Genomic DNA, 13,847 nt, shown 5'->3' with positions numbered 1-13,847 from the left:
TGATATTACGGCGGCTTATATTGAACAAGATTTTGCTTCAAGCACTACTAGCACTCAGTAGTTTTCTATTGGCCGCTTGTTCATCTAGCCTACCTGAAGTGGCTAAGACGCCGAGTTATAAATTACCTACCCCAACAGACTCATCCCTCTATCAATATCTACAAGATACATTAACGCAGCATCCTGAGCAGACTGGGGTGCTTCCGTTAGCTTCTGGTATCGATGCGTTTATTGCGCGTTTAGCCATAGTCCATGCAGCGAGTCGCAGCATTGATTTACAATACTATATCTATCGCGCCGATGAGACGGGCCGTATGCTGGTATGGTATCTCATCGATGCCGCCGATAGAGGTGTTCGTATTCGATTGTTGCTCGATGATTTGACTACTAAAACCCTTGATGAAGGCTTGATGATCTTGGCCAGTCATCCCAATATAGAAGTGCGCTTGTTTAACCCGAGTTACGATAGAACATTTCGTAATTTAGCCATGATAACTGGCTTCAGTCGTCTTAATCATCGTATGCACAATAAGTCATTGACGGTTGATAATCTCATTACCATTGTGGGTGGGCGTAACATTGGTAACGAATACTTTTCAAAAAATAAAGAGGTGGATTTTGGCGATTTTGACTTGCTGACCATAGGTGAGGCGGTCGACAAGGTCTCGGATCAGTTCGACTTATATTGGAACGCACCTGTGGTGCATGATATCAGTAGTTTAACTAAGCCTGCGACGCCGGCTATGGTGGCGAAGGCGCAAGCGAATATGGCGCAGCAGCAAGCGCAATTTGAAAATGATGAATTTATGCAACGTCTTGAGTTTAGCCAGTTGCTGCGCCAGATCCGTAAAACGCAAATAGCTTGGTTTTGGGGCGATGCTGAAGTAATTTATGATCCACCAGAAAAAGCGGTAGGCGCCCAACAAGATCAATGGTTATTATCCGACTTGGGACGTTTTCTCGCCCAAGCTAAACAGCAAGTACTGTTAGTTTCTCCCTATTTTGTCCCCACAAAGTCAGGCTCAGAAGCCATAATCGCGGCGGTGAAAAAGGGGATAAAAGTCACCGTTGTGACTAATAGCCTTGCTGCAACCGATGTATTGGCTGTTCATGCAGGTTATCAGCGCTACCGAGAATTACTGCTGGAAAATGGGGTTAATATTTATGAGATGAAGGTGGATGTTAATCACCGACCGACTGCGTGGAAAGGCAGTTCGCGCTCAAGTTTACATGCTAAGACCTTTGTACTCGATAACAATGCCGTGTTTGTGGGGTCATTTAATTTTGATCCTCGTTCGGCGTGGATCAATACCGAACTGGGGCTTATTGTTAACAATGAAGTTTTTGCCTCGTTAATATTATCTGGTATCGACAGTAGTTTACGTGAAAATGCTTACCGTGTTGAGCTCGAACAGGGGGAGTTAGTTTGGTTTGATGATAGTCAATCCACTACTTATTACAGCGAGCCCAATGCCAGCTTTTGGCGAAAATTTATGGCCGATTTAATTGGGCTACTGCCGATAGAGTCACAGTTGTAGAGGTCAAATTATTATTGATTGGAGATCGTCAATAGTGGGTGGGTGTGGTAGTGTATCGCCCATAAAATGGCTTATATTTAGATGTCGGTAAATTATGAAAAGTAAGGCAAGCCAATCTCAAGGCTTATTGTTGTTTAGACTGTCACACAGTCAACTGTTTGCCCTTGGCACGCTTAAGATCCGTGAGTTAGTGCCCTATACCAAGCTGAGTGCTATTCCCAAATCACACCACACTATTATTGGCGCGGCGACGGTAAGAGGTACTACCATTCCAATAATCGATATGGCAGCCGCTGTTGGCTATGCGCCTATCGGTGAAGACGAACGTGAAAATGCTTATATCATTATTACCGATTGTCAGCGAATGGTGATGGGATTTTTAGTGCGTTCTATCGATAAAATCATAGATTGTAATTGGCGTGATATTGAGCCACCTCCGGCAAACTTAGGTAAAAACGCTTACCTCACAGGCGTGACTCGGGTCGACGATAAGTTAGTGCAGTTGCTCGATGTTGAATTGCTATTGTCTAAAGTGTTTCCACCTAGCCTAGCCAGCAAGCGCGCCATATTGACAGACGTACAACGTGAGATCTTAAAGCCGCTCAATATCTTGTTAGTCGACGATTCTCTGGTGGCGCGAAAACAGCTTTCGGATGCCCTCGATAGCATCAATATTCCTTATCAGGTGACCTCTGATGGCCGTGAGGCGCTGGCAATTATGGAGCGGGCACATCAAGCGGGTCATCCGGTTGATTTACTGGTCAGTGATATTGAAATGCCTGGCCTTGATGGGTATGAGTTGGCCTTTGAGGTCAAAAACACACCTGCGTTAGCCAATGCTTATATCATTTTGCATACCTCGTTATCGAGTGAAATCAGTGTTAGCCAAGCCCATCAAGTAGGGGCTAATGAAGCACTAACCAAGTTTGATGCACATGAGCTGATAGAAGCCATGTTGCGGGGGGCTGAATCCCATCGAGGGGTAAAACATTAGCGTCTTGTTATGTTTATGCTGCGGATGAGTAATATATGCAGTTAATTTAAACCGATTGCTAGACAACGCCAGTCAGATTCTATAAAACCTCAAGGTGAAGGAAGTTTAATCTTGAATCGATTGGCGTTCTGTGTTGTTTTCCTTTCGTACTTATAGCCGCTAAGTCACAGTGTAAGTCGTAATAAACTGCTGGTTAAATAAGATGGCTAATAATCAATATAACAAGAAAGTGAGACAGCGCAAGAAAGTCGGGCGTGACACGTGAAGTGTTCGAATCTAACAAATTAAAATAACAGGTCAATCAATGAATCAAAATCGGTCTTTGTTTGCTAAGTTAGCAAATGGCAGTCTTGTACTGCAAATTATGTTGGGAATTGTTGCCGGTGTATCGTTAGCATTGTTTTCGACATCGGCTGCGCACAGTGTGGCCTTTCTTGGCGAGCTCTTTGTTGGTGCGTTAAAAGCGATAGCACCCATTTTAGTGTTTGTTTTGGTGGCATCATCCATTGCTAATCAAAAGAAAAACGCTAAAACCAATATGCGTCCTATTGTGACCCTCTATCTTTTTGGTACGTTTGCTGCGGCGATCACCGCAGTCACATTAAGTTTTCTTTTTCCAACGACACTTGTCTTGGTTACTGGTGCTGAAGGTGCTAATCCACCCGAAGGCATTGCAGAGGTGATGTACACCTTAATGTTCAAGCTGGTGGATAACCCTGTTAACGCACTTATGACAGGTAATTACATCGGTATTTTAGCTTGGGGCGTGGGCTTAGGATTAGCCTTACATCATGCGAGTGAAACCACTAAAACCGTGTTTGCCGACATCAGCCATGGCGTGTCGCAAATGGTACGTTTCATTATTCGCCTTGCCCCTATAGGTATTTTTGGTTTAGTAGCAAATACGTTTGCGGCGACAGGTTTCGAGGCGCTGGCAGGGTATGCTCAATTACTGGCTGTATTACTCAGTTCAATGTTGATTATTGCGCTAGTGGTCAATCCACTTATCGTATGGTTCAAGATTAGACGTAATCCATATCCATTAATATTTACCTGTTTACGTGAGAGTGGTGTTACCGCTTTCTTCACTCGTTCAAGCGCAGCTAATATTCCTGTTAATATGGCACTATGTGAAAAGCTTGAGCTGCATGAAGATACCTATTCAGTCTCTATTCCCCTAGGCGCAACCATTAATATGGGCGGCGCGGCGATCACCATTACAGTGTTAACTCTGGCTGCGGTACATACCCTAGGCATTCAAGTCGATATCTTGACTGCGATATTACTCAGTGTTGTTGCTGCGGTATCAGCCTGTGGGGCATCGGGTGTTGCGGGTGGCTCATTGTTACTGATCCCGCTCGCTTGTAGCCTGTTTGGTATCTCTAATGATGTTGCGATGCAAGTGGTGTCGGTTGGCTTTATTATCGGTGTGATCCAAGATTCTGCCGAAACAGCATTAAATAGTTCTACGGATGTGGTCTTTACTGCATCGGCATGTGAAGCCGCAGAGCGTACCGAACTTGCCTAGTAAGCTTAAATCGCGTCACAGTAAAAAAGAGCCTTAGGCTCTTTTTTTTTGCAAGAATACAAAGCTATATCATATTTTCTGTCGTCAACAAGTTAAAACGGCTTTATATCAGGCTTAGCACGAGACTATAAATGGGCAGTGTTGATGATAAGGAGACTGATCTCAATGACGCATTATTCGTATTGCAAAGGTATGAGATTGTATTAATAGTGATTCAGCTCGCATCTTTATTTTAACTGTAAGATACAATTTTAACTAAAGCATTAAAAAATAGTGTTAATTTAACTATTTATTTGCGGTATTGTTATTATGAATAACGAGGTTAAAGGATTATGGATAAAAAACGTAGAGTAATGTTGGATGAGTTTGGTAGTAATGACCTCTCAGCGTTACTCCAGATCATAGAAATGCCTGTGATTGAAAAGCGTAAACGTCTAAGTTGGCAGGAGCAAGATATGGATACCCGGCAAGTAATAGGGCAGTGGATTGATGAGCGCCCATCATTAGGGGATAAAATTACCCTCTATCGCCAAGATGGTAAGCTGTTTTTGGAAACTTGGTACACAGACGGTTGCCATAGTTTAGATGAGATGAAAGCGACTGAAATAGATGAAGGCTTAAAACTCGAAGATCTCGGCGGAAACTTGTTTGGTGAATATTTCTTATTATCAGGCGATAATAATTTACAGTTTTGTAATAGTGCAGAGTGTTTTTATACTGCTAAGCGCATTGCGGCTTAATTTTTAGCGTCAACCCCTATGCTATAAACGCGGTGAATATCATTAGGTTCACCGCAGTAACAGACGCACCGCTAAAACGGATGCTTACTGTAAAATTGCATGTCACCTTGATGAAACGGGTGAGTAATTTTTAAATGCTCAGCATGCAAACATAAGCGGGGTGACGCGTTAATGACCGCTGCGTTACCGTAAAAGTCATCACCTAAAATCGTATGTCCTATGGCTTTCATATGTAGCCGGAGTTGATGGGTTCTGCCGGTGATTGGTTTTAACTTAACTAATGTACTGTTTTCTCTGCGTGCTAACACCTCAAAATAGGTGGTCGCAGCTTTGCCATCTGCGGCAATCATCTGCAATGGTGGCTGAGTCGTATCGGCCTTCATGGCCAGCTCAATTTTCCCCGTATCTTGGATCATAATACCGTCAACTTCTGCCACATAATATTTTTCAGTCATCCGGTTTTGAAATTGAGTCTTAATATTAGATTCCGCTTTTTTATTGAGTGCGAACACCATGATACCAGACGTCGCACAATCGAGGCGGTGCACCAAAATGGCGTCGGGAAATCGCTGTAATAAGCGGTTAATCGCACAGTCAAAGGTATTTTCTGCTCGGCCAGGATTAGAGAGCAAGCCTGCGGGCTTATTGAGCACAACAATATCACGGTCTTGGTAACGGATATCGAGCCACGGGATTGCTGGGGGCTGGTAATTAAAAATTTTCATTGGTTCTCCTCGGGCGCGATCCTACCAAACAACGGCCTTGCTGTGTAGTGGTAACGGGCTCTTGCTCTGTTTAGTGACACTTGCCCTAGCACTCAGTCTAGCCTTCTGTTAGCGTGATGGTCTCGGGTTAACATTTAAGGAAACTATGTTGCAGTACCTGTTACAGTCACTTCGCATTAAGCTTATTATTGGGTTTTTTTTAAACATGTTTAGCGTGTTAGCACTGGCAAATCCCGTCGTGATGGCTTCTGATGAATGGTGCCCTTACATATGCAAACCGGGTCAGCAAGATAAGGGATATGTGGTTGAAGTGGTGCAGGCCGCTTTTGCGGCGATGGCGCAGCCATCCGAATTTGAGATCCAGCCCTTTTCTCGAGCATTGAAAAGTGCGCAACAAAATAAAATAGATATCGTATTAGCGGTCAATAATGAACATCTTCAACGTTACCAGTTACAGGCTTCTAATCAGCCAATTGGGCAATATAGTAATGATTTTTATGTTGCAATAAATGACCAATGGCAATACGAGCGCCCACGAGATCTTTATGGTAAACAGCTTGCCATTATCCATGGGTATAGCTACGGCGAGGTATTAGATAATTTTTTACCTTTATTGACTGGCGTTTATCGCGCGTCTGGCTCATCGCCCCTGAAGATGAATTTAAAGCGCTTGACTAAAGGGCGAGTGAACGTGGTCTTGGGGAATCGTTTGGTTATTGATTACGTGGCGCAACGAGATCATCTTGATGCAGATATTCAATATGCGGGCAGTGAAGGGTTGCCGGTGACACTTTATGTTGGCTTTAGTCAGCATGCTGTGGCAAAAGGCTTACTTGAGGTATACGAGCAAGGGTTAACTAAAATCCAATCCTCGGGGCAATACCAAGAAATCTTACAACGTTATCACGTGACGCAAGCGCGTTAGATGTGATGAACATAATCACTTATAAGCTATAACATTTTTGCTGTCGTTAACATTTTAAACGATTCACCTTAGCCTCAAACTTTCCTAACAGTATGATATAGTTGGCAGTTTAATGTTAAGTTATTAACGTTTTATCATTTATAAGCAGTGGGTTTGCAACTAACAATAAGCAAAGAGGATGCTCAATAAGATGGCGCAAAAATATTCAATCGGCACTCCTGGGCAGGCATGGGGTGAGGCAGAAAAGGCGTTATGGCGTCAAAATCAACAGATTAAACGTTCATATCATGATGAGGTGGTGTCTAAAATTAACGCGCTTTCTTCAGGTTTTGAGGTGCTGCAGTATGGCGAGTTAGACTATCTCGAAGGGCTATACCCCTTATTTGCCCTTAAAAGCCAGTCTTGGTCTGATGATAAACCGACTGTCTTAGTCACTGGTGGGGTTCATGGTTACGAAACCTCAGGTGTGCAAGGCGCGTTGAGATTTGCCGCCACTCAAGCGAAACAATGCGCTAAATATTTTAACCTGTTGATTGCTCCCTGCGTGAGTCCTTGGGGCTATGAAACCATTAACCGTTGGAATCCTTTAGCGATTGACCCAAATCGTTCATTTTATCCCAATAGTCCTGCTGGCGAGTCTGCGGCGTTAATGGCCTTGGTTGCGGGCTTAGGCGTCAAGCTTATGGCCCATATTGACTTGCATGAAACAACTGACACAGATAATAGTGAGTTTCGCCCCGCTTTAGCTGCAAGGGATGCTGTTGAACACACCAATTGGAATATTCCCGACGGCTTTTATCTGGTCGGCGATAGTGAAAACCCTTGTGATGAGATGCAAAAAGCGATTATTGAAGCCGTGGCTAAGGTGACGCATATTGCTCCTGCCGACGAGCAAGGTCGTTTGATTGGAGCGCCTATTAGCCAATTTGGGGTGATCAATTACCCCACTAAATCATTAGGTTTATGTACAGGTTTTAGTGATGCACGTTTTAACACCACCACTGAGGTCTACCCAGACAGTCCACAAGCCGATGCGGAAAATTGTATTTTGGCTCAAGTTGTAGCGGTAACCAGCGCACTCGATTATATTTTGAACCAGCTTAAAACAGGCCGTTAATTATCACTAAGCTAACGCTGACAAACAGCAACCCAGTGATCAAGTTGATCACTGGTGTTGCGCGTTGCATCTTTTGCTGAATAATGGGCTTTGATAATACTAATGCGATTAAGCTAAACCAGATTAATGACAATATGAACATCAATAGTGTGACAGCAACTTTGGTTTCTATGTTTACGGTGGGCGAGATTAATGTTGAAAACAGCGTGATAAAAAACACCATGGCTTTAGGATTAAGTAAGTTTGTAGACAGGCCCTGAATAAAACCTTGTCTAATCGTTAAGCTGTTGCAGATTTTACCTTTTGTAGCCAATACTGTTTTATTGCGCCAGTGAGTAATCGCGGCTCTTATTGCCCCCAGTCCCATCCAAGCTAAATAGCTAGCACCAACAAGTTGTACTGCCAAATAGATAGTGGTTGAGCTTTTGATAAGTAGGCTAACGCCTGTGAGGCTTAAAAGGGTATGTAAGGTGATTGCTACAGCTAACCCCAATGAGCAGGCTAATGCTGTCAGTCGCTGCTGTTGGGTCGCAAGTTTTACCACTAGAGCAAAATCAGGACCTGGGCTAGCTAGCGCAACGGTATGAATAACGGCCAATGATAACAACAAGTGATACTCTAATCCCATTTAAACAGACACCTTAATTTAATAATCTTAAGACATTAATGCTGCACAATTATGAATGGGAGCACCAGTTAGGTAATGCCTTATTACTGCGCTGCCATAGGTTAATCGTCAGTTGGCAGTAAATCCAGCATAAATAATCTGCTTAGAAAGTTTGAGTCGTGAAATTTATGTTGAATTAGCTCATAATGAGCACGCAAATTTCAGCTGTCAGCTAATTTAATCGGAGTCGGAATTGTGAAAGGACAGATCATTCGTGAAATGAAGGTACAACCTGTTATTGAGGTTGAGTACGAAGTACAACGACGTATTGCCTTTATCAAATCTAAGCTCAAGGAAGCCAATGCGACTAGTTTAGTGCTTGGGATCAGTGGTGGTGTCGATTCATCTCTTGCTGGGCGTCTATGTCAAATGGCTGTAGACGAACTCAACCGTGAAGGTGAGTGCGAAGGGAGTTATCAATTTATCGCAGTGAGGCTGCCCTATAAGGTGCAAAAAGATGAAGATGAAGCTCAGTTAGCTTGTCAGTTTATTCAGCCGAGTAGATTGGTTACAGTCAACATTGGCGAGGGGGTCGAAGGGATCCATCATCAAACGCTTTTGGGGCTAGAGCAAGCTGATATCATGTCTCACTCTCATGGAGATGTCGAATTTGTTAAAGGCAATGTGAAAGCCAGAATGCGTATGATTGCGCAATATGAGATAGCCGGTTTAACGGGCGGTTTAGTGGTTGGCACTGACCACAGCGCCGAAAATATTACTGGTTTTTACACTAAATGGGGCGACGGAGCCTGCGACCTAGCTCCTTTATTTGGTTTGAATAAACGCCAGGTGAGGCAATTAGCTGCAGTGTTAGGTGCCCCTGATATTTTAGTGAATAAAGTGCCAACGGCAGATCTTGAGTGTGATAAACCACAGCTCGAAGATGAAGTTGCCTTAGGGCTGACCTATGATCAAATCGATGATTTTTTAGAGGGGAAAGCGGTGGATGCTAAGGTCGAGGCACGTCTTATTGCAATCTATAAGGCGACGCAGCACAAGCGTAAACCAATTCCAACTATTTATGATTAATAAATAGCGTGATGAGATTTGGACTATGACAAAAAAGCGCCTTGGGCGCTTTTTTTGTTGCGCTTAATGATTTATTTATCCAATTTACTGCGTAAATCGGCAATAACATGGTTAGGGCACTGCCTATAATCAAGATAGGGCAGTAGATAAATCATATGCTTATCATGGTTTAGTACTTTAATTTTTGGGTTTTGGTCTAATATTGGTAGGTTGAGACTTTTTGCGCTTTGCTGACCACAGACAAAATGGTGTTGTGCATTACGCTTAAGCGCTGTAGCACCAAACATAATATGGTTACCTTGTGTTAAGAGTTGTGGCATATGGTGACGCCAATCAGTATCGGGTGCAGTTATTTTCGCCATAATAACCAGTATTTTACGCCAGTGATTACCATTGAGACTTATCAGTTGTTCAATAGCGTCTAGCTGAGTGTAGTGCCACTTACTGGGAATGATTGGCGCTGTAGGCAGGTAAAAGCAGGTATCTGCACTTGTAGAGCCAATACTGAAGATGTTGTTGGTCATTGTTTTATTTGTTAGACGTATATCTCATAGAGTCTACCGAGTCATATCGGCTATGTTAAGTGGGGTTGTGTCAAAAGGGATTAATTAGCCCGTCACGCGATTATAAAATAGGCTCAGCTCAAATGATCCGTTAAGTGGGCAGGACAAGTAAGGGATGATACATAGATGAGAATACTACTTACATCGACCAAACACCTCTTATTAGCGTTAACTTATGGCATATTGGGAACAATACTTGGACTATTAGTAGTAGGAGTGTATGTACTCAATACTCAAGCTGATCTGTCGCTATGGCACACGATAAAGCTGTCATCTCAATTTAACCAGAGCATGCAGCTGACAGATTTTAAGCAGTACCTTGCCCTAGAGGATAAGTTGTTTAAAGAGGTAGACACAAAAGTATATCAGCGCACCGAACACCTTGTTCGTCAACCGCTTAACCGTTATGTACGCCATAGCCTATCCGATCCTAAACAGTGGCCACAGGATTGGAATCGCAGCTTTGAATGGCCAAGTTCGACGGCACAATATGGCGTGTTATTACTGCACGGTATGTCAGATTCCCCCTATTCATTATCGCATTTTGCTAATCACTTTCGCGCTAAAGCACATGTTCTAGGGTTACGTTTACCTGGTCATGGCACATTACCTTCTGGGCTTGTTGATTTACGCTGGCAAGATATGGCGCAAGCGGTTAGTTTGGCAACGCGTCACCTAGAGCAACAGCTTAATGGTAAGCCGCTGTATGTGGTTGGTTTTTCTACTGGAGCAGCATTAGCACTCAATCATGAGTTAGAAGCCTTAAATCAAGATAAACCTTCTAGTTACTCAGGGTTAATCTTTCTTTCCCCTGCCATAGGGTTATCACCTGTTGCCGCCGCAGCAAAGTGGCAATCAAGGTTGGGTCAATGGTTGGGGTTAGAGAAACTCAGTTGGAATGCGGTACAAGCTGAATATGATCCGTTTAAATATAACTCGTTTGCGGTTAATGCTGGCGATGTGGTGTATCAGGTTGCGGCGCGTAATCAAGTGTTGCTTAATCAGATGACTGAATTACAAAAAACGCAATTAACTCGTGTGCTTACCTTTCAGTCAATAGCGGACAGTACGGTATCAACGGTCGATGTCATAGCGAAATTATATCAAGGTTTACCGGCCAAAGAGCATCAGTTGTTTTTGTTTGATATTAACCGTATTGATGTCAATTTAGCTTTGGTAGTCAATGACCCAATAGATGCCATTAAGCCTTTAATTGGTTCTAGTCGATTACCATATCAGTTAAATATAGTTCAAAATCAACGGTATAAAGACAGCCTTGATCAATGGCAAACCAGCGAGCAAGTTGAAGTGGTGCGTTATCAAGATGGCGATATTTTGCATGAGCCACTGGAGGTTAGTTGGCCAAGAGCAATTTACTCTTTATCTCATGTCGCATTGCCTTTTCCGGCATCTGATGATTTGTATGGACCAATAAAAAGGGCGACTACCCAGCCGAGAGTACAAATTGGTGCCGTATCGACCAAGGGAGAGCGTGGAGTGCTCGGCGTACCAGCGTCAGAGATATTACGCCAGAAGTGGAATCCATTCTTTCCGTATATGATTGAATGCATAGATGAATATATCAGCGGGCAACAGCAACTGGCAAACAACCCTAATGCGTTAACTTCCCCGCTTAAAACCAATACTGACTCTGCAATAAGGTGATGAATTGTTACTCGTGCGTTTGAGTAATAAGTTGGCTGCAGATGACGCGATTGCGTCCCTCTTTTTTTGCTTGATAGAGATTAATATCGGCTTGCTTAAACCAACAATCTATATCGCTTTGGTAATGATTACTACTTATTACTGCGCCAATACTGATGGTCAGTTGGATACTATTTTCAGAACTTATTGGGATCAGAGCATCAAATACCTGCTGCCTAAATTCATTAAGATGTTGTTCTACTTCTTGCGGATTGCATAGGGGTAAAATAATCAGAAATTCTTCACCACCATAGCGAGAAATAAGGTCTGTATCTCGTTTAAAAAATTGCTGCATGATCTGGGCTAAGTGGATTAAGGCGTTATCTCCAGCTTGATGGCCGTAGGTATCATTAATACTTTTGAAATGATCAATATCAACGATGCAAAATGCCATGTCAGCGCAGCTGCGTTGACACATATCGTTTAATTGAGAGAAGTGAGTTTCGGTGTAGCGTCGATTGTAGAGCTGAGTCAACTCATCTTTTTCGGCGAGTAAACGTAGTTTTGTGTTAGCCGCTTGTAGCTCTTTGGTTCTCAGAGCTACTTTTTCCTCTAGTTCGAGTTGGTAGCTGATTAGCTCCTGCTTACTCTTCAAAATGCTGCTGGATAAGGTAAAGATCTCTTGTGGTGTAGAGTCATTGAAGATGGCGTCATCTTGCTCCAGTTTATTCCAGTGATTGAATTTTTTAGCGATTGCTTCAAGCGGCTTGGTTAGACGTAAACTGACCACTTGTATGATCGCAATGGTCACTATAAATGATAATAATAAGATACTAAAAGTAGTGAAATATTGACTTTCAATTTGCTCTACCAAAGGGAGGAATGGTGTGAGGACATAGAGTGTCCAACCATTTTTTACTATGTGTTTGGCATAGGCAAACTCGGGGCTTTTATTGTCTCGTTGTTTAATATTGAGCATGGCCAAGTTGGTTTTATAGCTAAAGCCACTATGAGAGAAAATAAATTCACTTAAGGGCTGCTTATTGAGAGCTGGTGATGCATAGATCACAAGATTATTTTCGTCGGTGAGCACAATATTGTGCTGCGTCTCATCTGGAAGGCGTTGATAAATTTGTGCAAAGTTTGCAAGCTCTAACGAGCCTTCTATTATTCCTACCGGTTCCAGCGGGCTTTTGGTGTTATAAAGTGGTGCACTGATCGCGACAATGGGGTCGGTGCCGGATCCTCTTCCTAAAAAAATCGGTGAGGTATAGGTTAGTTGGTTGAAAAACGCCTGTTGGAAATAATGGCGGTCCACAATACTTGCAGGAGCATTATTTCGCGAGGTTTCAATGTTGATAACGGGGCTCGAAATTACGATATGTCCCTGCTCATTAGCGATAAGCATGGATATAAAATCAGGATAGTTTTTATGTAGTTTTAACAATAGCATTTGCCATTGTTCAGGATCATATTCAGAGAGACTTAACCAACGAGCGATGGTATCGACGGCGCTTACATGGGTATCGATAAATGTGTCGGTTGCCTTACCTAAATGCAGCGCGGTATCTTCGAGTTGGCGTTTAACATCTAACTGCTGATGGTTAATTGAGAGATTATTAAAGATCAATGCCGAAACCAGCAAGGCTAATGTCAATAATTGAGTAAAGGTATAAGTGAGTTGCTGATTAAAGCTCTTACGGCGTTGATTTTTGAGCTTTCCGGAAATATGAAATTGTCGTGGCAACATAATGATGATTATTGTGCCTAGCGATGTGTAGAATATGCCGTTGATCCCTTGTTTCAGTGTAATGAAAAACATATAGCTTTCAGGCATCTCTAGCACAAAGCGTACTACAATATAAAATAGCGGCATACCAACTATGAGCCAAAAAACCACATCGGCATATAGAGAATAATATTCTTTACGCCGCGCGTAACCCAGCCATATGGCTTCGAGCGGAAATAAGATGAAAGTGTGCCAACTACCCCAGGCCAGATATAAACCGCTTGCGCACATCAATGCAGTGAGCAAGGCATACCAAGGGCCTAAGAATACCGCGACAATGACAAAAAACAGGTTGCCGATAATAAGCTGTTGATTACCGAATAATGGTATTGGCACTAAATTAAGCATTAGGCCCAGCAAACCTAAAACAAATGCAAATGCCAGATGGCGCTTATTTATCAACTGCATAAATCCCTATGTGAAATTGATTTTTGTCGTCGCAGGTAAACGTTATCTTTATGTATTGGCCTAGTTTAAGTGATTTATATGATAGATTACCAACTAAAGGTCTCATTTTTATAGTAATTTATTAAATTATTGAAAATGGCTAGAGAGACGAGTGACGCCTTATAAGAAAGGGTTTTCTAA

The 13,847-nt window shown here is 42.7% G+C and carries 12 protein-coding genes; 8 read left to right on the top strand and 4 right to left on the bottom strand.

Going from position 1 to position 13,847, the window contains the following annotated elements; translation table 11 throughout:
* Positions 1-20 precede the first annotated feature (20 nt).
* The 4 genes from AC5YB1_RS13210 to AC5YB1_RS13195 all read left to right on the top strand — a co-directional run bounded on the left by AC5YB1_RS13210 (position 21) and on the right by AC5YB1_RS13195 (position 4,800).
* Positions 21-1,538 (top strand): phospholipase D family protein, encoded by a 1,518-nt coding sequence (locus AC5YB1_RS13210; protein WP_494519559.1) that lies wholly within the window; start codon positions 21-23, stop codon positions 1,536-1,538.
* A gap of 94 nt (positions 1,539-1,632) precedes the next feature.
* Positions 1,633-2,532 (top strand): chemotaxis protein CheV, encoded by a 900-nt coding sequence (locus tag AC5YB1_RS13205; RefSeq protein ID WP_494519558.1) that lies wholly within the window; start codon positions 1,633-1,635, stop codon positions 2,530-2,532.
* A gap of 304 nt (positions 2,533-2,836) precedes the next feature.
* Complete coding sequence (gene sstT, locus AC5YB1_RS13200; protein ID WP_494519557.1) at positions 2,837-4,060, top strand: serine/threonine transporter SstT; 1,224 nt, start codon at positions 2,837-2,839, stop codon at positions 4,058-4,060.
* 332 nt (positions 4,061-4,392) lie between these two features.
* Positions 4,393-4,800, top strand: a complete 408-nt coding sequence (locus AC5YB1_RS13195; protein ID WP_494519556.1) for a hypothetical protein — start codon at positions 4,393-4,395, stop codon at positions 4,798-4,800.
* Between the two features lie 71 nt (positions 4,801-4,871).
* On the opposite strand, the gene AC5YB1_RS13190 is transcribed toward AC5YB1_RS13195, so the two are convergent.
* Positions 4,872-5,525 carry an RluA family pseudouridine synthase gene (locus tag AC5YB1_RS13190; protein ID WP_494519555.1) on the bottom strand — a complete coding sequence of 218 codons (654 nt, stop codon included), beginning with the start codon at positions 5,523-5,525 and terminating at the stop codon, positions 4,872-4,874.
* A 205-nt stretch (positions 5,526-5,730) separates the two neighbouring features.
* On the opposite strand from AC5YB1_RS13190, the gene AC5YB1_RS13185 reads away from it, so the two are divergent.
* Together AC5YB1_RS13185 and AC5YB1_RS13180 are read left to right on the top strand one after the other, a co-directional pair.
* Positions 5,731-6,450: a substrate-binding periplasmic protein gene (locus tag AC5YB1_RS13185; protein ID WP_494519554.1), complete on the top strand. Its 720-nt coding sequence runs from the start codon at positions 5,731-5,733 to the stop codon at positions 6,448-6,450.
* Between the two features lie 190 nt (positions 6,451-6,640).
* Positions 6,641-7,567 (top strand): M14 family metallopeptidase, encoded by a 927-nt coding sequence (locus AC5YB1_RS13180; RefSeq protein ID WP_475516383.1) that lies wholly within the window; start codon positions 6,641-6,643, stop codon positions 7,565-7,567.
* Here the strand turns inward: AC5YB1_RS13180 and AC5YB1_RS13175 are convergent.
* Complete coding sequence (locus tag AC5YB1_RS13175; RefSeq protein WP_475516384.1) at positions 7,551-8,195, bottom strand: LysE family translocator; 645 nt, start codon at positions 8,193-8,195, stop codon at positions 7,551-7,553. The two genes, AC5YB1_RS13180 and AC5YB1_RS13175, sit on opposite strands and share 17 nt — an antisense overlap.
* A gap of 234 nt (positions 8,196-8,429) precedes the next feature.
* On the opposite strand from AC5YB1_RS13175, the gene nadE reads away from it, so the two are divergent.
* A complete protein-coding gene (gene nadE / locus AC5YB1_RS13170; protein ID WP_475516385.1) occupies positions 8,430-9,263 on the top strand; it encodes an NAD(+) synthase in 834 nt (277 codons plus the stop codon).
* Positions 9,264-9,334: 71 nt separating this feature from the next.
* Here nadE and AC5YB1_RS13165 read toward each other — a convergent pair whose 3' ends face one another.
* Complete coding sequence (locus AC5YB1_RS13165) at positions 9,335-9,787, bottom strand: DUF6942 family protein (protein ID WP_475516386.1); 453 nt, start codon at positions 9,785-9,787, stop codon at positions 9,335-9,337.
* Positions 9,788-9,952: 165 nt separating this feature from the next.
* On the opposite strand from AC5YB1_RS13165, the gene AC5YB1_RS13160 reads away from it, so the two are divergent.
* Positions 9,953-11,491 carry an alpha/beta hydrolase gene (locus tag AC5YB1_RS13160; protein ID WP_494519553.1) on the top strand — a complete coding sequence of 513 codons (1,539 nt, stop codon included), beginning with the start codon at positions 9,953-9,955 and terminating at the stop codon, positions 11,489-11,491.
* Between the two features lie 7 nt (positions 11,492-11,498).
* Here the strand turns inward: AC5YB1_RS13160 and AC5YB1_RS13155 are convergent, their stop codons facing one another.
* A complete protein-coding gene (locus AC5YB1_RS13155; RefSeq protein ID WP_494519552.1) occupies positions 11,499-13,667 on the bottom strand; it encodes a diguanylate cyclase in 2,169 nt (722 codons plus the stop codon).
* Between the last annotated feature and the right edge of the window lie 180 nt (positions 13,668-13,847).

The organism is Shewanella sp. 433 (genome assembly GCF_059338565.1).
The sequence above is the reverse complement of the archived record's forward strand: the minus strand, read 5'-3'. Positions and strand labels throughout refer to the sequence as shown.

What these genes read in the sequence shown, in the direction of transcription:
- AC5YB1_RS13205 (WP_494519558.1), top strand. Translation starts at nt 1,633, where the DNA reads ATGAAAAGTAAGGCAAGCCAATCTCAAGGCTTATTGTTGTTTAGACTG.
- sstT (WP_494519557.1), top strand. Translation starts at nt 2,837, where the DNA reads ATGAATCAAAATCGGTCTTTGTTTGCTAAGTTAGCAAATGGCAGTCTT.
- AC5YB1_RS13195 (WP_494519556.1), top strand. Translation starts at nt 4,393, where the DNA reads ATGGATAAAAAACGTAGAGTAATGTTGGATGAGTTTGGTAGTAATGAC.
- AC5YB1_RS13190 (WP_494519555.1), bottom strand. Translation starts at nt 5,525, where the DNA reads ATGAAAATTTTTAATTACCAGCCCCCAGCAATCCCGTGGCTCGATATC.
- AC5YB1_RS13185 (WP_494519554.1), top strand. Translation starts at nt 5,731, where the DNA reads ATGTTTAGCGTGTTAGCACTGGCAAATCCCGTCGTGATGGCTTCTGAT.
- AC5YB1_RS13180 (WP_475516383.1), top strand. Translation starts at nt 6,641, where the DNA reads ATGGCGCAAAAATATTCAATCGGCACTCCTGGGCAGGCATGGGGTGAG.
- AC5YB1_RS13175 (WP_475516384.1), bottom strand. Translation starts at nt 8,195, where the DNA reads ATGGGATTAGAGTATCACTTGTTGTTATCATTGGCCGTTATTCATACC.
- AC5YB1_RS13165 (WP_475516386.1), bottom strand. Translation starts at nt 9,787, where the DNA reads ATGACCAACAACATCTTCAGTATTGGCTCTACAAGTGCAGATACCTGC.
- AC5YB1_RS13160 (WP_494519553.1), top strand. Translation starts at nt 9,953, where the DNA reads ATGAGAATACTACTTACATCGACCAAACACCTCTTATTAGCGTTAACT.
- AC5YB1_RS13155 (WP_494519552.1), bottom strand. Translation starts at nt 13,667, where the DNA reads ATGCAGTTGATAAATAAGCGCCATCTGGCATTTGCATTTGTTTTAGGT.